Raw genomic sequence first — 21485 nt, forward strand, 5'->3', positions numbered from 1 at the left:
GACATTAATCATGAGGAGAATATTAGGATGATAAATAGGATCCTATTTGGGATCCGAAGGTGGATCGTTATTTCTTTTATATTAATATTACCATATAAGTCCTATGGTTATTTCCCTGATTCATGTATGCTTCCACTGGATTCTTTAGAGAGCTATACTGGCATTTGGCAAATGCCAAATGCCAGGGTCCTTCCTGACTGGCATTTGCGTTTAACCTATGGCGATAGTGATCCTTATTCTTATTTTGGGGGAGCCCTAGGCCTGTTTAATAGACTGGAAATCCACGGACAATTCACAGTAGTCCACACCATAGATGCCTTTAAAGGATATGGCTATGGTCGTTATAAAGATAGATCAGCTGGTGCTAGATTAGTTCTTTTAAAAGAAGATGAATTCCTTCCTCAAATAGCCATTGGAGCCTTTGATGCAACTGGTACAGCACTTTTTGCTCAAAGATATCTGGTCATGTCAAAAATGATAGAAAATTTTGATATTACCTTAGGAGTGGGACAGGGGATACTGGCTGGTGAGTTTATAGGGGGTGAATCAAGGGCAATGGGAGGAAAAAAAGATACTGGATTTTCTTTTTTATTTTCCTCTCCATTTAGAAAGACAAGACCATTTGGCGGAATAGAATATCATTTTAATCCACACCTTATCTTTAGTGCAGAATATTCTAGCATAAACTATGAAAAGATGTTCGGGTTTATTGCTAAACATAAAAAAAAAGTAAAACAAGATAACAGCAAAATTCCTTTTAATTTTGGAATTAAATATAAAATTGGCTCAGCTATTCAAGCCAAGGTTGCTTTAATGAGGGGTAGGTGGCTGGGCTTTGGGGTTAATGTGGACCTTCCCATGGACCCTGAAGGTTTTTTAGGTTGGAAAAAGGAACCCAAATATAAGGTATATGAAAAAATAAGGTTTAATGCCTATTTTGCAACCAACTTGGAATTGGCTCGAATTTTAGCTGACGAATTAAAAAATGATGGATTTAAAGATATTAGAGTTGCAGCAAGTGATATATCTATATGGATTGAGGTGGAAAATTCAAAATATATATCTCCTCTTCGAGCATTACGTAGGGTGATAGTTATAATAGACAATCTATGTCCACCAAGGATTAAGAATTTTTATATTAATTTTAAAAAAAATGGTAAAATACTAACCAGTATTAGAACCAGTAGAGACAATATACGTGCATATTTAAATAGTCGTATAGATAAAAGAACTTTTCTCTATTATTCAGATATAAATCTATACAAGGATAAAAATCTAAGTAATTTTCTCAGTGAAAAAACTGTTTCTGAATTTGTAAGCCCAAAGGAGAGATGGTGGGATTTTAGGTTAGACCCTAAGTTATATACATTTATAAATAATAGGTCAGGATTTTTCAAACATAAAGGAATAATTCGTACTTCTTTAAAGCTTTATCCAACAAGATCAACTCTCTTAAAAGGTGAATTAGAATTTACTCTTTTCAATCAATACGATGAACTTATTTTTCCTCCTTTAGAACCCGAACCTACAAGAACAGATATGGTATTGTATGAGAAACAGTCTAAACCAAGAATCTCTCAGCTTGCAGTTGATCAATTAATTGAAATTCCTAAGATAGGGTGGCTGAGAGGAGCACTCGGATATTTTGAATATGGATATGCTGGTTTTGGTATAGAAGGATTTAGATATTTTAATGATGGAAGATGGGGTTTGGGGTTAGAGAGTGAAGTTGTTAAAAAAAGATCCATTGATGATAATTTTAAACTAAAGAAAGATAGTAGTACTTTTTATACTGGTTTTATTAACCTTTATTGTGAGATATGGCCCTCGCAAGGGGTAGAAGGAGGGTTAAAGATAGGTAGATTTTTAGCTGGGGACAAAGGAGTAATGATTATTTTGAGGCGTTCCTTTAAATATTTTACAGTTGGAGCATGGTACACAAAAACAGATACTTCGATATTTAAGTCAGACAAAAACAGAGAAGCAGAGGAAAAGGGATTTTATATTTCTTTTCCATTTGCTGTGTTTTCAGACAGAGAAAAAAGAGGAATCCTCACATATGGTATAACAAGCTTTACAAGGGATCAGGGTCAAACTTTAAGACAGCCTAGATATTTGTTCCCTCTTAATCCTTGGGATACTCCTGATTACCTTAAAAGAAATTTGGACGAGATTAGGGGACAATGAGGGTTAAAATAGTTTTATTAATCTTATTTTTGTTATTTGGATGTGCAAAGACTAGATGGTATAAAGAGGGAGCAACGCAGTGGGATTTTAATAAAGATGAACAAGAGTGTTTAAAACTAGCCCACAGAACAGCAAAAGAGGCCACTGTTGGAGGCAAAAAAGAAAATTTAGAGGTTTTTATAACTAGTTATGAAAGATGCTTATATCAAAAGGGTTGGTCAAAGATTTCTCTGGAGAAAATTAGACAACCATCTAGAATGTCTTTAGCTTATATAGATAAAAATAATGTATTATGTGGACTGGGAATAAGGCTGGATTTAGGGAAAAGGTTTTTGGTGGTAAAGGAAGAAAAAAAAATATATGGCCCAACTATTTTGCATTCATTTCTAATAAAAAAAGAAAAAACTTTTTTAAATATTGTTTTTCAAAAAAGTTTACAAGGTATATTTAAAAAGAACCCTTATGGAGTAGGGGAAGGTTATTATATTTATGATAGTTTTTTCTCAAAAAAAGTTCCTTTGTCCTGGACTGTTTATTTTGGGAAATTTAAGAACAAATGGGTAAAGTGTATTGGAGCAATTTATTTTATTTCAAAAAAAGAACGAGTTATTGTGGTGATCTCAGAACCCTTGGGTTTTCCAAGTCAAAAAATCCCATGGCTCGGCTATTCTGCTAAACAGATTAAAGAGATTAGATCATTTAACAGTAAATGGTTAAAGTGGTTGAAGAGCCAATTTAATATTCCAAATTAAACTTTTTAGACCTTCCTTTTCTGGTTTTTAACTATCACATATATCACAATTTGTATGTATTGAAATAACAAACATTGAAAACCAAAAAATGCTGCAATTCTCGGTGAAAAAATAATTTGATTTTATGGCTTTATATTGTTAGGACATTTACAATTTCTCGTATTTCTGTGTAAATAGTATGTTTACAAACTCACCGAGAATTTCTACAAAAAATGGATTATTTTTGACATTGACCGCCATCTTTTTTAAAAAATAACTAAAATTTTTTGGGGATATCTTGATAAAAACTATCAAACTTTGGCCTGTGGACAAAATTAAAGGATAAAAATTTCTTATGAAATTTAAAGATCTTATTGGAAGAGGATTACTTTTATTGCATGATTTTGCAATCAGTTATCTAGTATTAAATTTTTCTATATATCTTAAGAATATTTTAGGGGAGTTTGGTGTATTTAATGTAAAACCAGGTGTGAATGATTATTTTTCTCAAATATGGTGGGTTTCATTTTTTTTAATCCTTATGTTCTTTATAAAAGGTTTGTATTGTAAAAGATTACCTTTTTGGACTGAGACCAGAGAAATAGTTCTAAGTGTTTTTTTTACTATCCTTTTATGTTTTTCGGTTATTTATTTGAAAAAAACGATAAATTTTCCAAGGGCTATTTTGATTTTATATTTTTTCTTTATAATATTTATTTTACCTATTTCTAGATATTTTTTTAAGTTGTTTTTATGTAAAATCTCTATTTATAGCAAGGATGTTATTATATTAGGTGCAGGAGTTGCAGGAAAAACAGTAGTCCAGGGTCTATTATATAATAGAGAACTTGGCTTTAATGTTATTGGTTTTTTAGATGATAATAAATTAGGGAAATACATAACAATAAATGGAAATAAATATAATGTGTTGGGAAAAATAAGAGATTTTAAAAAGATAATAAAAGAAAAAAACATAGATTCAGTAGTAATTGCAATGCCTTCTCTTGGAAGAGAACGTTTAGCAGAGCTTGCAGCTGAGGTTCAGTGTTTTGTGAGAAGATTATATATAGTTCCAGAAATGAGAGGTATTTCTATCTCAAACAGTGAGCTTTACCATTTGTTTGAGGAACAACTGTTTTTGTTGAAAATAAATAATAATTTACAATCATTAAAAAATAAAATGGTAAAAAGATTATTTGATTTAACTATGGGGATCTGTCTTTTGCCTTTTCTTATTCCATTAATACTTATAATAGGAGTAATGATTAAATTAGATTCAGAGGGAAATGTTTTTTTTAGTCATACTAGAGTGGGAAAAAAGGGAAAAAAAATAAAAGTTCTTAAATTCAGAACAATGTATAAAGATGCTCAGGATAGATTAAAGAAGATTTTAGAGGAAGATGAGAGGGCAAGAAGAGAATGGGAATCTACTTTTAAATTAAAAAATGATCCAAGAGTTACAAGGATTGGTCAATTTTTAAGAAAGACTTCTTTAGATGAATTACCTCAAATATTTAATGTGTTAAAAGGAGACTTAAGTTTTGTTGGACCACGTCCTGTTGTGGAGGAAGAAATTAAAAAGTATTATAAAGAAAATGCTCGCTTCTATTATATGGTGATGCCAGGCATTACAGGATTATGGCAGGTAAGTGGAAGAAGTAATACTGATTATTCTTATAGAGTCCAACTAGATACCTGGTATGTCCTGAATTGGTCTCTGTGGCTGGATGTTGTAATCTTGTTTAAAACTATAAAGGTAGTATTAACAAAAGATGGTGCTTATTGAAGAAAAGTGAGGATTTCCCTAGAAAGTATGTTAAAAAATAAGAATTTCCAAATTAATAAATACAAAGACTTATTACCCCCAATGTTACAAAAGAAAATTCCACCCATATAACAAATTAAAAATAAAGACAGAAAGTTACTGTGGGGCATAAAATATACAAAAGTTAGAAAAGATTTATATAAACTGCTCACACTAAATTGGTTAAAGGGAGCGGATATTGTAGAGGAAGTTTAAAGTTCAATGTTCAATGTTCAACGTTTAAGGAAACTAGAATCTAGACCTTAGAACGTAACTTAAAATACGGTATTTAAAGAGCGCATATATAATGATGCGAAGCTAAAAAAGACTTCCTCATTTTACAAAATTAATCACTTATTAAAAGAAAAAATCAGGAACTGGCTGAAGATTGAAGGATTTAGTGAAAAATAGTTAGAACTTTTATGGAACTATTATAGAGGATGTATCTTAGATATTCTAAAGATTATACCAATTAAGAAAAAAGAAAAGGACTTAAAGGAATTTTTAGAGAGGGAGAAGTGGCTAGCATATACAGAGATAGTGGATTGCCTAACAGAGTTTGATGAGGATGGCAGGGAATTTTTTTTGGAAGTAAGTCAAGAAATTGTGCAAAAAGGATTTTATTCTTTGGAAAGAATAAATAAAAAAGAAAAAAATTTTCTACAGAGATGGACAGAAAAAGAGATACTGTTTTATGATCCTTTGGAGTTGAAAGCAACAGGAAATAGCAGAATATACGAAAAAGGGATGGAACTTTTGCTTGAAAAAATAAATTGAGTTAAGGGTTAATGGGTAAAGTGTGTATGGGTGGTTAGTGTGAGTAACATACACAGATCACAGACATAGATCATCCACAGAAACATAGACCAAGATATAATAGGAATTTTCTATGCAATATGACATAGCATCGAAGGTAATACTATCCCATTGTAGGGGTGCGGTATTAAGGGATCTTTGTGGACTTAAAGTTAAGGAATCAGAAATAATAGATATACGACCACAAGAGACAACATCAGTTAGGAGATCAGATTTTGTATTAAGGGCATTATTTGAGGATAATAGAGAAAGATTGGTGCTTATAGAGTTTATAACAGAGTGGAAGAAATATTTGCCTCTTAGGACATTGGAGACAAGGTGTCGTCATATACTGCAGGAAGAGGTTGATGTAAAAACAGTGATGATAGTGTTAAGGCGTTGTGGAGAGGTAAGGGATTATTATCATGACAAAGAGATAGAATTCAGGTATAAAGTTGTAAAGGTGTATGAGTTAAAGGCAGAAGAGATATTAGAAAAAGGTTTAATATGTTTATATCCTTTTGTGCCTTTGATGGAAGGGGGAGAAAAATTAGTGGAAGAAGCAGAAAAAGGAATATACGAGGGAGAAGGTAGCAGGCAGTACAAGTCAGATTTGTTAACAGGGATGGCAATATTAAGTGGCTTGATATCCAAAGAGATACCGTTGAAGTTAATTCAAAGGAGGAGGGATATAATGATAGAGTCAGCAGCTTATGAGATAATAAAAAAAGAAGGATTTGAAGAGGGTATTCAACAGGGAATTCAACAAGGAATTCAACAAGGGATTCAACAGGGATTATTGATGGAAGCACGGGAGAACTTATTGGAAATTCTTGATGAACGTTTTGATATTGTGCCAAAATCTATGGTTCAAAAGATTAAGCAGATTGACAGTAGAGAAGTATTAAAAAGTTTGCTTAAGTTAGCCATGCGAGTAAATTCATTAGAAGAATTTGAGACAAAATTAAATAAAGCCATGAACTAGAGAGTGAACAGTGTGAGTAACATATATAGATCACCCACACAGATCACAGACACTTTTAGAGTGACCAGTGTGAGTGATCAGTGTGAGTGAGAGAAACAGATAAGACCCAGATAATATACACAGATCACCCACACAGATCACAGACACTTTTAGAGTGACCAGTGTGAGTGATCAGTGTGAGTGAGAGAAACAGATAAGACCCAGATAATGTACACAGATCACCCACACAGATCACAGACACTTTTAGAGTGACCAGTGTGAGTGATCAGTGTGAGTGAGAGAAACAGATAAGACCCAGATAATGTACACAGATCACCCACACAGATCACAGACACTTTTAGAGTGACCAGTGTGAGTGATCAGTGTGAGTGAGAGAAACAGATAAGACCCAGATAATGTACACAGATCACCCACACAGATCACAGACACTTTTAAGGTTATAGGGCTAAAGGGTTAGATAGTTAGGGTTACAAACCCACAATCCCAATAAACTCAATAAACACAATGAATCCAAGGGTCCCACGACCTCATAACTAATGTTCGGAGGGCTGAATATGCAAGACTTAAATCAAGAACAGTTAGATATTGAAATCCTACCTAATGAGGCGAAGAAGGAATTAATGCAGTTTTATAAAATGCTCTTGAAGAAATATAAAATTAAAGAGAAAGGGCTTTTGCCTAAAGGTTTCTATCAACCTATAAAAGTAGAATCTTATTCAAAAATTGCAGCGCGGGAAGAAATATATGACAGAAGATAGAGTTTTTGTAGATACTAATGTTTGGATATATGGACTTACGGATAGCGCATTAGAAACTGATAAAAAGAAAAGAGAAATTTCTCTGTTAGTGCTTGAAGAATTATTAAAACAGCAGGTACAAATTTACATATCTATTCAAGTAATTAACGAATGTCATTGGAATCTTGTTAGAAAGTTTGAATTAATAGATGAAAAAGTTACGAGATTAATTCAGGAAAATGTAATAGAAATTACAAATGTAGTAAGTGTAGATATGGGTACTTATATGAAAGCTAATATGTTAAGAATGCGATATCATCTGTCGTTTTGGGATAGTCTTATAGTTGCTTCAGCTTTAGAAAGCGGATGTTCTATCCTGTACACAGAAGACATGCAAGATGGACAGGTGATTGAGGGGAGGTTAAAGATTGTGAATCCCTTTGGGAGATAAGTCAACAGTGTGAGTAATTGACACAGATCATCCACAGAAACATAGAATAAGATATAATAGGAATTTTCTATGCAATATGACATAGCATCCAAGGTAATACTATCCCATTGTAGGGGTGCGGTATTAAGGGATCTTTGTGGACTTAAAGTTAAGGAATCAGAAATAATAGATATACGACCACAAGAGACAACATCAGTTAGGAGATCAGATTTTGTATTAAGGGCATTATTTGAGGATAATAGAGAAAGATTGGTGCTTATAGAGTTTATAACAGAGTGGAAGAAATATTTGCCTCTTAGGACATTGGAGACAAGGTGTCGTCATATACTGCAGGAAGAGGTTGATGTAGAAACAGTGATGATAGTGTTAAGGCGTTGTGGAGAGGTAAAGGATTATTATCATGACAAAGAGGTAGAATTCAGGTATAAAGTAGTAAAGGTGTATGAGTTAAAGGCAGAAGAGATATTAGAAAAAGGTTTAATATGTTTATATCCTTTTGTGCCTTTGATGGAAGGGGGAGAAAAATTAGTGGAAGAAGCAGAAAAAGGAATATACGAGGGAGAAGGTAGCAGGCAGTACAAGTCAGATTTGTTAACAGGGATGGCAATATTAAGTGGCTTGATATCCAAAGAGATACCGTTGAAGTTAATTCAAAGGAGGAGGGATATAATGATAGAGTCAGCAGCTTATGAGATAATAAAAAAAGAAGGATTTGAACGGGGGATTCAACAGGGATTATTGATGGAAGCACGGGAGAACTTATTGGAAATTCTTGATGAACGTTTTGAGATTGTGCCAAAATCTATGGTTCAAAAGATTAAGCAGATTGACAGTAGAGAAGTATTAAAAAGTTTGCTTAAGTTAGCCATGCGAGTAAATTCATTAGAAGAATTTGAGACAAAATTAAATAAAGCCATGAACTAGAGAGTGAACAGTGTGAGTGATCAGTGTGAGTGAGAGAAACAGATAAGACCCAGATAATGTACACAGATCACCCACACAGATCACAGACACTTTTAGAGTGACCAGTGTGAGTGCTCATGTCAGAGGCTAAAGGCTAATGGCGAAGGGGCGGAGGTTGTAGATGGCAAAGTTCAAAGTTCAAGGTTCGACGTTCAAGGTTAAAGGGTTAATGGGTTAGGGAGTTGAGGGTTTATGGGTTATAGAGTTGAGGGTTAGAGAGTTGAGAGTTAAACCCAACAAACTCAAAATATGGTTATCGAGAGATTTGAAGACATCGAAGCGTGGAAAGAAGCACGAAAAATAGTTAAGAGAGATTACAGTCTTGCGGATCAAATGAGGAGAGCAGCTCAATTATGGCGAATATAGCGGAGGGATATGCAAGGAATGGAAATAGAGAATTTATTCGTTTTCTTTTTATTGCTAAATCTTCTGTTGCAGAATTACAAAGTCATCTTTATGTAGCTATGGATCAAGGATATATAAAAGAAGACGATTTTAAGGAAATTTACCAAGATTTGGATAAAATCCAGCGAATGATCTCAAATTTTATAAAGTATCTCAAAAAAACTCTCAAACGCGAGTAGAGTTTAAGGGTTAAGGGGTTGAGGGTTATAGGGTTTAAGGGTTAGAAGGTTACAAACCCAATAAACCCAACAAACTCAATTAACCCAATAACGCTATAAACGCACTAACTCAATAACCCAATAAACCTTGAACTTCAAAGGTAGAACAAGGAGATTTAGATGAAAATAGAGACATACCGTGGGGCACTGTTTGTGGATAGGGAGGATGAGATAGAATTTTTTGTAGATTGGTTTAGTGAGGTACCGCAGAGGTTGTTGTTAGTTTACGGACCTAAATCAAGTGGTAAGACCACGGTGATAGAGTATGTAGTGGAGAAGAAGCTTCTTACGGAAGAAAAATGGTGGAAAGAAAGTAAATATTGGGTCAAATATATTAATCTGAGACGGAAGTTTATTTCCAGCTATTCTAGTTTTTTACACTCTTTTATATTTCCCGAGGATGTGTATAGAGAGACGGTGGAAACAGATGGCAAATTTTCGTTAAAATTTTTTAGTTTAGAGCGAAAGGTATTGCAGGAGATAGAGAGGAAAGAGAGGGATTTATTTGAGGAGCTAATGAGAAAGATTGAGGATGAGGCGAGAAACAAGAAGTGTATATTGATCATAGATGAGATACAAAAATTAGAAGAGATTTATATTAACAGTAGCAGGGAGCTTTTAAAAGAATTTTTAAATTTTTGTGTTTCTCTAACTAAAGAAAAACATTTATCCCATGTAGTTATCCTTACATCAAATACGGTATTTATAGAGAGGATATACAATGATGCGAAGCTTAAGGAGACAAGTAGATTCAAGAAGATTGATCATCTTAGCAGAGACAAGGTAGAGAGGTGGTTATCAATAGAGGGTTTTACCACGAATGAGATAGAGCTTGTCTGGGAATACCTTGGGGGCAACATAGGAAGAATCTTAGAGGCCATAAAAATTAAGAAGAAAGGAATAGATTTAAAGAAATTTTTGGAGAGGGAGAAGTGGTTGGCGTATACGGAGATAGACGAGTTTTTGGCCGTTTTTAACGAGGAAGAAACTAAATTTTTTAAGGAAGTAGCAAAAGAGATAGTGAAAAATAGTTATTACAGTATTAAGGGATTAAAGGAAGACAAGAGGAAGCTTTTAAGGAAGTGGGCCGAAAAAGAGATACTTTTTTATGATCCTCTGGAGCTAAGGGTAACAGGAAACAGCCGGATATATGAGAAGGGAATGGAGATTTTGTTAGAGGGTTATAGCGTTTAAGCTTTTCTCTTTAAAAACGTGAAAAAAATTTACGTTTTTTAGAGGAGCCTAAATCATTGCAAGTTCTTGAGTAATGAGGGTTAAGCCTTGATGGATGAGGAGATAGGACTTTTCAATATTAGATGGTTGTGATACACTATGTTCTAAGTCCTTTTTAAAACACCTTGAAATTATGGGATTTTTAAAAAAGTCGTTAGCACAAATTGTAGCCCAAAACCACTTCCAGCCAAATTTAGTAACCACATAAAATGATTTACCTTTTGCCTTTTTGACTATCTTTCTAGAGATTAATTTTTTCAATTCATAGCGAATTTGAGAGGAATTTCGGAAGTAGTTGGATAGAGCATTTCTGAGTTCAGAAGTTTTAAATCCAAAAGAGGAATATTTGGTTTTAAGCAATTCTTTGATGAGAGCAAGTTGTCTGTCTTTTCTGAGGTCAGGAGCAGGGACCTTATGGTTAAGGTGGTCAAGAACAGGTTTTGAAAACATGTCTGGTTCAACCTCACATAATGAGGAGAGATCAACGTCAGCACAACAATTGAGGAATTTGTTATTGGCATCAAGACCTTTCCATAAATAGGCCTGTAGATAGAGAACAGGTTTTTTAAGCCCCAGCGATTTAGGGTTGTTAATGGTGGTTCCTGCCCGCCAGTGCCTCGAGAATATGTGGGATTTAAGTAAAGTAAGCAGGGCATAGAAATAATGTTGTTTAAATGACAGAGTGTCGAGGCAGTTGGCAGGCGGGGATGTAATAGTGTTTTACAGGTTTTCTGCATTTATAGAGGCGATGAAAAGTCTTTTTAGTTTTATTGGAAGTTAATTTCCGAGAAGCAAAGGTAAAAACAGGTTCTTTGTCGGTGATAATACAGAAGACATGATTTTTAAATTGATTGTATTTAGAGGCGAATTTTTTTTGAACATAGTCAAGTTTAGCACCCTTTTTCCCGCCATGGAGGGAAGGCCACCAGAGAATAGGGATGTCAAATTTATTAGCTTGTTTTGAGATATGAGAGTTAAGTTGGCCTGCCCGCCAGTGCCTCACCAATAATATGAGGTAGTTAACTAGACTAAGCAGTGCAATATCAATAAGTCCTTTAAAAGACTGAATGTCAAGGCGATTGGCAGGCGGGTCAGTGAAAATGCGCATAACGCCATTAGAGCGTTTAACAAAACCCATAGATTTAAGGAAAGAAGCAACGCCTGCTTCATAGAAGAGGTCTAAAATGTAACCGTGAAGAATAACACGATCAAAAGATGTGTAGGAAAACTTGATATTTTTTGAAAATTGAGCGATAAAGTTGTTGTTCACAGGTAATTTTCCTCCTTATGGAGTGTTGACTAATCACCTATTTAGGAAATTACTTGTGAACATTCAATTTTTTTTCAGGCAAAGTTATGGGACTTATCAATAACTAAGAAATTCATAACACAAATCAACATCCAGTTTTCGGAACTTTAGTTTGTTAACATATACAGATTACCCACACAGATCACAGACACTTTTTACAGTGACCAGTGTGAGTGATCATGTCAGATGCTAAAGGCTAATGGCGAAGGGACGGAGATTGTAGATGGCAAAGTTCGACGTTTAAGGAACTTAGAACCTAGCGGTGAATGACAGAATGTCAAGGCGATTGGTAGGCGGGTCAGTGAAAATGCGCATAACGCCATTAGAGCGTTTAACAAAGCCCATAGATTTAAGGAAAGAAGCAACGCCTGCTTCATAGAAGAGGTTGATAATGTAACCGCAAAGGATAACACGATCAAAAGATGTGTAGGAAACTTAACATGCAGTTTTCGGAACTTTAGTTTGATAATAGAGAAAAGGGAATAAAAGAAATGAAAGCGATTCTTATGGGAAACCAAATTTTATTTATTTGATAAGGAGGGGCTATGATGGAAGTTAAAGAAACTGAAAGGCTTAAACTTATTTATCTTAATAGAAAAACTGTCCCCTGATTTGCAGGAGCAAGTAATTGATTTTATCAATTTTCTGATTGAGAAAAGGTTAAAACAGAAAAAAATGGATATGGAATATGATTTTAAAATTAAAGAAATTTCAAAATTTGCTGGTGCACTAGATAAACTTTGGATAGAACCTCTTACCTATCAAAAAAATTTACGGAAAGAATGGGAGTAGAAATTGAGAGTGTTAATGGATACTAATGCTATTTTGTATTACCTTTCTGATAAAGAAATTGCTTTTGTTAAAGTGGAATTTGTTATGTCATTTATAACTGAAATAGAATTATTATCTTATCCTGGGCTTAAAAATGGAGAAGAAAAAATATAGTATCCTTCAGAACTTGATATAATAGGAACGATTTGATATAATGAATATTTATGAAAGGGGAACGTATTAAGGTTAAAAATATAGAAGAGCTAAAGGAAAAATTAAAGGGTGAGAAGAAAGACAATATTTTGGTAAAACTTATTTTTCTAAATCTTATAAGAGAAGGGATAGATTTTGAAAAGGCGAGTAGCGGTTGTGGGATAGCCCAATCGACAGGATACTTATGGATAAGGGAATGGAACCAAGAGGGTTATAAAGGGATAAAAGGTAAAGGAAGAGGAAAAGGGGGAGGAAGGCCAAGTAGGCTATCAGAGGAAGATTTAAAAAAGCTTAAGGAATTACTTAAAAAGAGAGCTTATTGGACTACAAAAGAAGTAAGGGCATTGATAAAAGATACTTTTGATATAGAATACTCCCAAGACCATGTAGTAAGGATATTGAGAGATAAGCTTAAGATGCATTTTTCTAAACCATATCCGATGGATTATAGGAAACCAAAAGATGGAGAGAAGATATTAGAGAATCAACTTCAACTTACTTTTTCTCTGTTAAAGGAGAAAGGATTTAAAGAAGAGGAGATAGCAATAGGTTTTATAGATGAAACAAGTCCGCAGAACACCGCCAATACAGTAAGGGTATGGAGTTTTGAGAAGACAAGAATTATAAAAAATACAACAAAGTTCAAGACAAACACAATAGGTTTTTATGCTATAAAAGGAGAAAGTGTAAAATCATTTTTAGAAGATTCAAAAGGCTTATCAATAGCTAAGTTTTTAGAAAAGATAAGAGAAGTAAATAAGAAATATAAAGCGATAGTAGCAATAATAGATAATTTTTCATCCCATAAGAGTAAAGTAGTAAGAGAGAAGGCATCTGAGTTAGATATTTATCTAGTCTATCTTCCCCCTTATTCACCAGAGTTAAATCCTATTGAATATATCTGGAAAAGTATAAAAAGAGTGTTTTCATTAGTTTTTGTAAAAGATATAAAAGAGATGAAGGAGGTTATATCAGAAGCATGGAATAGGTTATGTAAAAAACTAAGTTTTGCTAAAAGTTGGATAGAAAAATTTTTAAAGGGCACCCCATATTATATGAAATTGTGCGGATAACTATAATAAGAGCATTTTTGAAAACGGTTGATATTGTAGATGTGAATTCTAAAATCAAAGAATATACTATTAATTTTAGGAAAACTTACAAATTAAAAATCCCTGATGCAATGATTTGTGCTACAGCATATTTTTTTGGCATTCCTTTAGTGACGAATGATAGGCAAATTTTTAAAGTAAAAGAGTGTATTATTACAACTTACGAAATATTTAGAAATACTTATGTAGTTTTAAAAAGAGAATAAAAAAAAGGGTTATAGATGAAAGGATATTTAAAGTATCCAAAGTATTTGGATTTTAAATCAATATTGCGTAAATATATAGCTACTATCAATAAAAATTTGTTTCAAAGAATACAAGATATTTTGTAAAGAGATAGGTTGTAAAGAATGATAGATTAGTGTAAACCAGATCACCCACACTTTTCCCTGTGACCAGTGTGAGGGATCAGATCACCCACACAGATCACAGACACTAATAAGAGTGACCAGTGTGAGTGAACAGTGTGAGTGTGAGACACAGATAAGACCCAGATAACATATACAGATCACCCACACCGATCACAGACACTAATAAGAGTGACCAGTGTGAGTGAACAGTGTGAGTGTGAGACACAGATAAGACCCAGATAACATATACAGATCACCCACACCGATCACAGACACTAATAAGAGTGACCAGTGTGAGTGAACAGTGTGAGTGTGGGAAACAGATAAAACCTAGATAACATACTCAGATCACAGACACTGTAGTGAGGGTTAAGGGTTATAAACCCAACAAACTTAGAACATAGGGATTTTCCATGCAATATGATATAGCATCAAAGGTGATATTGTCCCATTGCAGGAAGGTAGTATTAGAGGAACTCTGTGGGCTTAAGATCAAAGATGCAGAACTCATAGAGGTACGGCCTCAGGAGACAGCATCTTTAAGGAGATCAGATTTTGTTTTAAAGGCATTGTTTGAAGACGGGACAGAGAGGCTAGTATTACTGGAGCTAATAACCCAGTGGAAGAAATATTTGCCTCTGAGGACTCTGGAGACTAGATGTCGTCATTTGCTGGAAGAAGGTCTGGAGATAGTGACAATAATGATAGAACTGAGGCCGTGTTATGGATCAAAAAATTACTATCAAGATAATGAGGTTGAATTTAAATATAAATTGGTAAAGTTATATGATATAGAAGCAAAAGAAGTATTGAGAAAGGGGAAAAAATGTTTGTATCCCTTTGTACCCTTGATGAAGGGTGGCAGGGATTTAGTGGAAGAAGCAGAGAGAGGAATATATGAGGGGGAAGAAGATCGTACATATAAGGCAGATATGTTGACAGGTATGGCCATATTAAGTGGACTTATATCAGAAGAAATCCCCTTTCAGTTAATTCAGAGAAGGAGGGACATAATGATAGAGTCAGCAGCCTATGAGATAATAAAAAAAGAAGGATTTGAACAGGGAATTCAGCAAGGGATTCAACAAGGGATTCAACAGGGAATTCAACAAGGAATTCAACAAGGAATTCAACAGGGGATTCAACAGGGAATTCAGCAAGGAATTCACCAGGGATTATTGATGGAAGCACGGGAGAACTTATTGGAAATTCTTGATGAACGTTTTGAGATTGTGCCAAAATCTATGGTTCAAAAGATTAAGCAGATTGACAGTAGAGAAGTATTAAAAAGTTTGCTTAAGTTAGCCATGCGAGTAAATTCATTAGAAGAATTTGAGACAAAATTAAATAAAGCCATGAGCTAGAGAGTGAACAGTGTGGGTGATCAGTGTGGGTGCGAGACACAGATAACACACACAGACCACAGACCACAGATCACAGACACTGGGGGAGTGACCAGTGTGAGTGAACAGTGTGAGTGTGGGAAACAGATAAAACCTAGATAACATACACAGATCACAGACACTGTAGTGAGGGTTAAGGGTTATAAACCCAACAAACTTAGAACATAGGGATTTCCCATGCAATATGATATAGCATCAAAGGTGATATTGTCCCATTGCAGGAAGGTAGTATTAGAGGAACTCTGTGGGCTTAAGATCAAAGATGCAGAACTTATAGAGGTACGGCCTCAGGAGACAGCATCTTTAAGGAGATCAGATTTTGTTTTAAAGGCATTGTTTGAAGACGGGACAGAGAGGCTAGTATTACTGGAGCTAATAACCCAGTGGAAGAAATATTTGCCTCTGAGGACTCTGGAGACTAGATGTCGTCATTTGCTGGAAGAAGGTCTGGAGATAGTGACAATAATGATAGAACTGAGGCCGTGTTATGGATCAAAAAATTACTATCAAGATAATGAGGTTGAATTTAAATATAAATTGGTAAAGTTATATGATATAGAAGCAAAAGAAGTATTGAGAAAGGGGAAAAAATGTTTGTATCCCTTTGTACCCTTGATGAAGGGTGGCAGGGATTTAGTGGAAGAGGCAGAGAGAGGAATATATGAGGGGGAAGAAGATCGTACATATAAGGCAGATATGTTGACAGGTATGGCTATATTAAGTGGACTTATATCAGAAGAAATCCCCTTTCAGTTAATTCAGAGAAGGAGGGACATAATGATAGAGTCAGCAGCCTATGAGATAATAAAAAAAGAAGGATTTGAACAGGGAATTCAACAGGGAATTCAACAAGGAATTCAACAAGGAATTCAACAGGGGATTCAACAGGGAATTCAGCAAGGAATTCACCAGGGATTATTGATGGAAGCACGGGAGAACTTATTGGAAATTCTTGATGAACGTTTTGAGATTGTGCCAAAATCTATGGTTCAAAAGATTAAGCAGATTGACAGTAGAGAAGTATTAAAAAGTTTGCTTAAGTCAGCCATGCGAGTAAATTCATTAGAAGAATTTGAGACAAAATTAAATAAAGCCATGAGCTAGAGAGTGAACAGTGTGGGTGATCAGTGTGGGTGCGAGACACAGATAACACACACAGACCACAGATCACAGACACTTTTCCCTGTGACCAGTGTGAGTGTGGGAAACAGATAAAACCTAGATAACATACACAGATCACAGACACTGTAGTGAGGGTTAAGGGTTATAAACCCAACAAACTTAGAACATAGGGATTTCCCATGCAATATGATATAGCATCAAAGGTGATATTGTCCCATTGCAGGAAGGTAGTATTAGAGGAACTCTGTGGGCTTAAGATCAAAGATGCAGAACTTATAGAGGTACGGCCTCAGGAGACAGCATCTTTAAGGAGATCAGATTTTGTTTTAAAGGCATTGTTTGAAGACGGGACAGAGAGGCTAGTATTACTGGAGCTAATAACCCAGTGGAAGAAATATTTGCCTCTGAGGACTCTGGAGACTAGATGTCGTCATTTGCTGGAAGAAGGTCTGGAGATAGTGACAATAATGATAGAACTGAGGCCGTGTTATGGATCAAAAAATTACTATCAAGATAATGAGGTTGAATTTAAATATAAATTGGTAAAGTTATATGATATAGAAGCAAAAGAAGTATTGAGAAAGGGGAAAAAATGTTTGTATCCCTTTGTACCCTTGATGAAGGGTGGCAGGGATTTAGTGGAAGAAGCAGAGAGAGGAATATATGAGGGGGAAGAAGATCGTACATATAAGGCAGATATGTTGACAGGTATGGCTATATTAAGTGGACTTATATCAGAAGAAATCCCCTTTCAGTTAATTCAGAGAAGGAGGGACATAATGATAGAGTCAGCAGCCTATGAGATAATAAAAAAAGAAGGATTTGAACAGGGAATTCAACAAGGAATTCAACAAGGAATTCAACAGGGAATTCAGCAAGGAATTCAACAAGGGATTCAACAGGGAATTCAACAGGGAATTCAACAAGGAATTCAACAAGGAATTCAACAGGGGATTCAACAAGGAATTCACCAGGGATTATTGATGGAAGCACGGGAGAACTTATTGGAAATTCTTGATGAACGTTTTGAGATTGTGCCAAAATCTATGGTTCAAAAGATTAAGCAGATTGACAGTAGAGAAGTATTAAAAAGTTTGCTTAAGTTAGCCATGCGAGTAAATTCATTAGAAGAATTTGAGACAAAATTAAATAAAGCCATGAGCTAGAGAGTGAACAGTGTGGGTGATCAGTGTGGGTGCGAGACACAGATAACACACACAGACCACAGATCACAGACACTTTTCCCTGTGACCAGTGTGAGTGACCGGTGTGAGTGTGGGAAACAGATAAAACCTAGATAACATACACAGATCACAGACACTGTAGTGAGGGTTAAGGGTTATAAACCCAACAAACTTAGAACATAGGGATTTTCCATGCAATATGATATAGCATCAAAGGTGATATTGTCCCATTGCAGGAAGGTAGTATTAGAGGAACTCTGTGGGCTTAAGATCAAAGATGCAGAACTCATAGAGGTACGGCCTCAGGAGACAGCATCTTTAAGGAGATCAGATTTTGTTTTAAAGGCATTGTTTGAAGACGGGACAGAGAGGCTAGTATTACTGGAGCTAATAACCCAGTGGAAGAAATATTTGCCTCTGAGGACTCTGGAGACTAGATGTCGTCATTTGCTGGAAGAAGGTCTGGAGATAGTGACAATAATGATAGAACTGAGGCCGTGTTATGGATCAAAAAATTACTATCAAGATAATGAGGTTGAATTTAAATATAAATTGGTAAAGTTATATGATATAGAAGCAAAAGAAGTATTGAGAAAGGGGAAAAAATGTTTGTATCCCTTTGTACCCTTGATGAAGGGTGGCAGGGATTTAGTGGAAGAAGCAGAGAGAGGAATATATGAGGGGGAAGAAGATCGTACATATAAGGCAGATATGTTGACAGGTATGGCCATATTAAGTGGACTTATATCAGAAGAAATCCCCTTTCAGTTAATTCAGAGAAGGAGGGACATAATGATAGAGTCAGCAGCCTATGAGATAATAAAAAAAGAAGGATTTGAACAGGGAATTCAGCAAGGGATTCAACAAGGGATTCAACAGGGAATTCAACAAGGAATTCAACAAGGAATTCAACAGGGGATTCAACAGGGAATTCAGCAAGGAATTCACCAGGGATTATTGATGGAAGCACGGGAGAACTTATTGGAAATTCTTGATGAACGTTTTGAGATTGTGCCAAAATCTATGGTTCAAAAGATTAAGCAGATTGACAGTAGAGAAGTATTAAAAAGTTTGCTTAAGTCAGCCATGCGAGTAAATTCATTAGAAGAATTTGAGACAAAATTAAATAAAGCCATGAGCTAGAGAGTGAACAGTGTGGGTGATCAGTGTGGGTGCGAGACACAGATAACACACACAGACCACAGATCACAGACACTTTTCCCTGTGACCAGTGTGAGTGATCAGTGTGAGTGTGAGAAACAGATAAAATCTAGATAACATACTCAGATCACAGACACTGTAGGGAGGGTTAAGGGTTATAAACCCAACAAACTTAGAACATAGGGATTTTCCATGCAATATGATATAGCATCAAAGGTGATATTGTCCCATTGCAGGAAGGTAGTATTAGAGGAACTCTGTGGGCTTAAGATCAAAGATGCAGAACTTATAGAGGTACGGCCTCAGGAGACAGCATCTTTAAGGAGATCAGATTTTGTTTTAAAGGCATTGTTTGAAGACGGGACAGAGAGGCTAGTATTACTGGAGCTAATAACCCAGTGGAAGAAATATTTGCCTCTGAGGACTCTGGAGACTAGATGTCGTCATTTGCTGGAAGAAGGTCTGGAGATGGTGACAATAATGATAGAACTGAGGCCGTGTTATGGATCAAAAAATTACTATCAAGATAATGAGGTTGAATTTAAATATAAATTGGTAAAGTTATATGATATAGAAGCAAAAGAAGTATTGAGAAAGGGGAAAAAATGTTTGTATCCCTTTGTACCCTTGATGAAGGGTGGCAGGGATTTAGTGGAAGAAGCAGAGAGAGGAATATATGAGGGGGAAGAAGATCGTACATATAAGGCAGATATGTTGACAGGTATGGCCATATTAAGTGGACTTATATCAGAAGAAATCCCCTTTCAGTTAATTCAGAGAAGGAGGGACATAATGATAGAGTCAGCAGCCTATGAGATAATAAAAAAAGAAGGATTTGAACAGGGAATTCAGCAAGGAATTCAACAAGGGATTCAACAGGGAATTCAGCAAGGAATTCACCAGGGATTATTGATGGAAGCACGGGAGAACTTATTGGAAATTCTTGATGAACGTTTTGAGATTGTGCCAAAATCTATGGTTCAAAAGATTAAGCAGATTGACAGTAGAGAAGTATTAAAAAGTTTGCTTAAGTTAGCCATGCGAGTAAATTCATTAGAAGAATTTGAGACAAAATTAAATAAAGCCATGAGCTAGAGAGTGACCAGTGTGGGTGATCAGTGTGGGTGCGAGACACAGATAACACACACAGACCACAGATCACAGACACTTTTCCCTGTGACCAGTGTGAGTGACCGGTGTGAGTGTGGGAAACAGATAAAACCTAGATAACATACACAGATCACAGACACTGTAGTGAGGGTTAAGGGTTATAAACCCAACAAACTTAGAACATAGGGATTTTCCATGCAATATGATATAGCATCAAAGGTGATATTGTCCCATTGCAGGAAGGTAGTATTAGAGGAACTCTGTGGGCTTAAGATCAAAGATGCAGAACTCATAGAGGTACGGCCTCAGGAGACAGCATCTTTAAGGAGATCAGATTTTGTTTTAAAGGCATTGTTTGAAGACGGGACAGAGAGGCTAGTATTACTGGAGCTAATAACCCAGTGGAAGAAATATTTGCCCCTGAGGACTCTGGAGACTAGATGTCGTCATTTGCTGGAAGAAGGTCTGGAGATGGTGACAATAATGATAGAACTGAGGCCGTGTTATGGATCAAAAAATTACTATCAAGATAATGAGGTTGAATTTAAATATAAATTGGTAAAGTTATATGATATAGAAGCAAAAGAAGTATTGAGAAAGGGGAAAAAATGTTTGTATCCCTTTGTACCCTTGATGAAGGGTGGCAGGGATTTAGTGGAAGAAGCAGAGAGAGGAATATATGAGGGGGAAGAAGATCGTACATATAAGGCAGATATGTTGACAGGTATGGCTATATTAAGTGGACTTATATCAGAAGAAATCCCCTTTCAGTTAATTCAGAGAAGGAGGGACATAATGATAGAGTCAGCAGCCTATGAGATAATAAAAAAAGAAGGATTTGAACAGGGAATTCAGCAAGGAATTCAACAAGGGATTCAACAGGGAATTCAACAGGGAATTCAGCAAGGAATTCACCAGGGATTATTGATGGAAGCACGGGAGAACTTATTGGAAATTCTTGATGAACGTTTTGAGATTGTGCCAAAATCTATGGTTCAAAAGATTAAGCAGATTGACAGTAGAGAAGTATTAAAAGTTTGCTTAAGTCAGCCATGCGAGTAAATTCATTAGAAGAATTTGAGACAAAATTAAATAAAGCCATGAGCTAGAGAGTGACCAGTGTGGGTGATCAGTGTGGGTGCGAGACACAGATCACACACACAGACCACAGATCACAGACACTTTTCCCTGTGACCAGTGTGAGTGAATAGTGTGAGTGAGAGAAACAGATAAGACCCAGA

At 35.5% G+C, this 21485-nt stretch carries 22 protein-coding genes; 20 read left to right on the forward strand and 2 right to left on the reverse strand.

The genetic code is table 11. The features are described from left to right. The first annotated feature begins 27 nt into the window (after positions 1-27). The 10 genes from ACYQ1E_RS09390 (at position 28) to ACYQ1E_RS09435 (ending at position 10470) form a co-directional block, all read left to right on the forward strand. On the forward strand, positions 28-2187 hold the full coding sequence (locus ACYQ1E_RS09390) for a YjbH domain-containing protein (RefSeq protein ID WP_459878347.1): 2160 nt from the start codon (positions 28-30) through the stop codon (positions 2185-2187). After that, positions 2184-2939 carry a hypothetical protein gene (locus ACYQ1E_RS09395; protein ID WP_459878350.1) on the forward strand — a complete coding sequence of 252 codons (756 nt, stop codon included), beginning with the start codon at positions 2184-2186 and terminating at the stop codon, positions 2937-2939. Before ACYQ1E_RS09390 ends, ACYQ1E_RS09395 begins: the two co-directional genes overlap by 4 nt. 334 nt (positions 2940-3273) lie before the next feature. Then, the gene (gene wbaP / locus ACYQ1E_RS09400) at positions 3274-4704 is read left to right on the forward strand and encodes an undecaprenyl-phosphate galactose phosphotransferase WbaP (RefSeq protein ID WP_459878353.1); all 1431 of its coding nucleotides are present in this window, start codon (positions 3274-3276) and stop codon (positions 4702-4704) included. Positions 4705-5349: 645 nt separating this feature from the next. Further along, a complete protein-coding gene (locus tag ACYQ1E_RS09405) occupies positions 5350-5499 on the forward strand; it encodes a hypothetical protein (protein WP_459878356.1) in 150 nt (49 codons plus the stop codon). A 112-nt stretch (positions 5500-5611) separates the two neighbouring features. Beyond that, entirely contained in the window at positions 5612-6502 is an 891-nt protein-coding gene (locus ACYQ1E_RS09410) for an RpnC/YadD family protein (RefSeq protein WP_459878359.1), read from the forward strand. Between the two features lie 554 nt (positions 6503-7056). Further along, positions 7057-7260 (forward strand): hypothetical protein, encoded by a 204-nt coding sequence (locus ACYQ1E_RS09415; RefSeq protein WP_459878362.1) that lies wholly within the window; start codon positions 7057-7059, stop codon positions 7258-7260. Then, a complete protein-coding gene (locus tag ACYQ1E_RS09420; protein ID WP_459878364.1) occupies positions 7247-7690 on the forward strand; it encodes a PIN domain-containing protein in 444 nt (147 codons plus the stop codon). The genes ACYQ1E_RS09415 and ACYQ1E_RS09420 overlap by 14 nt, the downstream gene beginning before the upstream one ends. 69 nt (positions 7691-7759) lie before the next feature. Further along, positions 7760-8614, forward strand: coding sequence for an RpnC/YadD family protein (locus tag ACYQ1E_RS09425; protein ID WP_459878367.1), 855 nt, complete (start codon positions 7760-7762; stop codon positions 8612-8614). A 392-nt stretch (positions 8615-9006) separates the two neighbouring features. Then, positions 9007-9237, forward strand: a complete 231-nt coding sequence (locus tag ACYQ1E_RS09430; RefSeq protein ID WP_459878370.1) for a four helix bundle protein — start codon at positions 9007-9009, stop codon at positions 9235-9237. A 159-nt stretch (positions 9238-9396) separates the two neighbouring features. Next, the gene (locus ACYQ1E_RS09435) at positions 9397-10470 is read left to right on the forward strand and encodes an ATP-binding protein (RefSeq protein WP_459878373.1); all 1074 of its coding nucleotides are present in this window, start codon (positions 9397-9399) and stop codon (positions 10468-10470) included. A 48-nt stretch (positions 10471-10518) separates the two neighbouring features. On the opposite strand, the gene ACYQ1E_RS09440 is transcribed toward ACYQ1E_RS09435, so the two are convergent. After that, on the reverse strand, positions 10519-10959 hold the full coding sequence (locus ACYQ1E_RS09440) for a hypothetical protein (protein WP_459878376.1): 441 nt from the start codon (positions 10957-10959) through the stop codon (positions 10519-10521). Between the two features lie 220 nt (positions 10960-11179). Beyond that, entirely contained in the window at positions 11180-11779 is a 600-nt protein-coding gene (locus tag ACYQ1E_RS09445) for a hypothetical protein (protein ID WP_459878379.1), read from the reverse strand. A 639-nt stretch (positions 11780-12418) separates the two neighbouring features. On the opposite strand from ACYQ1E_RS09445, the gene ACYQ1E_RS09450 reads away from it, so the two are divergent. The 10 genes from ACYQ1E_RS09450 (at position 12419) to ACYQ1E_RS09495 (ending at position 21306) form a co-directional block, all read left to right on the forward strand. Then, the gene (locus ACYQ1E_RS09450) at positions 12419-12610 is read left to right on the forward strand and encodes a hypothetical protein (protein ID WP_459878510.1); all 192 of its coding nucleotides are present in this window, start codon (positions 12419-12421) and stop codon (positions 12608-12610) included. A 3-nt stretch (positions 12611-12613) separates the two neighbouring features. Continuing rightward, a complete protein-coding gene (locus tag ACYQ1E_RS09455) occupies positions 12614-12763 on the forward strand; it encodes a PIN domain-containing protein (protein ID WP_459878381.1) in 150 nt (49 codons plus the stop codon). A 50-nt stretch (positions 12764-12813) separates the two neighbouring features. Further along, positions 12814-13875, forward strand: a complete 1062-nt coding sequence (locus tag ACYQ1E_RS09460; protein ID WP_459878384.1) for an IS630 family transposase — start codon at positions 12814-12816, stop codon at positions 13873-13875. A 17-nt stretch (positions 13876-13892) separates the two neighbouring features. Next, positions 13893-14120 carry a PIN domain-containing protein gene (locus tag ACYQ1E_RS09465; protein ID WP_459878387.1) on the forward strand — a complete coding sequence of 76 codons (228 nt, stop codon included), beginning with the start codon at positions 13893-13895 and terminating at the stop codon, positions 14118-14120. Between the two features lie 557 nt (positions 14121-14677). Further along, complete coding sequence (locus ACYQ1E_RS09470; protein WP_459878390.1) at positions 14678-15628, forward strand: hypothetical protein; 951 nt, start codon at positions 14678-14680, stop codon at positions 15626-15628. Positions 15629-15844: 216 nt separating this feature from the next. Then, the gene (locus tag ACYQ1E_RS09475) at positions 15845-16771 is read left to right on the forward strand and encodes a hypothetical protein (protein ID WP_459878393.1); all 927 of its coding nucleotides are present in this window, start codon (positions 15845-15847) and stop codon (positions 16769-16771) included. Between the two features lie 197 nt (positions 16772-16968). After that, positions 16969-17955, forward strand: coding sequence for a hypothetical protein (locus tag ACYQ1E_RS09480; protein ID WP_459878395.1), 987 nt, complete (start codon positions 16969-16971; stop codon positions 17953-17955). Between the two features lie 210 nt (positions 17956-18165). Next, positions 18166-19116 carry a hypothetical protein gene (locus ACYQ1E_RS09485; RefSeq protein ID WP_459878398.1) on the forward strand — a complete coding sequence of 317 codons (951 nt, stop codon included), beginning with the start codon at positions 18166-18168 and terminating at the stop codon, positions 19114-19116. Between the two features lie 210 nt (positions 19117-19326). Further along, on the forward strand, positions 19327-20229 hold the full coding sequence (locus ACYQ1E_RS09490; protein ID WP_459878401.1) for a hypothetical protein: 903 nt from the start codon (positions 19327-19329) through the stop codon (positions 20227-20229). A gap of 210 nt (positions 20230-20439) precedes the next feature. Continuing rightward, the gene (locus ACYQ1E_RS09495; protein ID WP_459878403.1) at positions 20440-21306 is read left to right on the forward strand and encodes a hypothetical protein; all 867 of its coding nucleotides are present in this window, start codon (positions 20440-20442) and stop codon (positions 21304-21306) included. Positions 21307-21485: the final 179 nt, after the last annotated feature.

The organism is Desulfothermus naphthae (genome assembly GCF_054657475.1).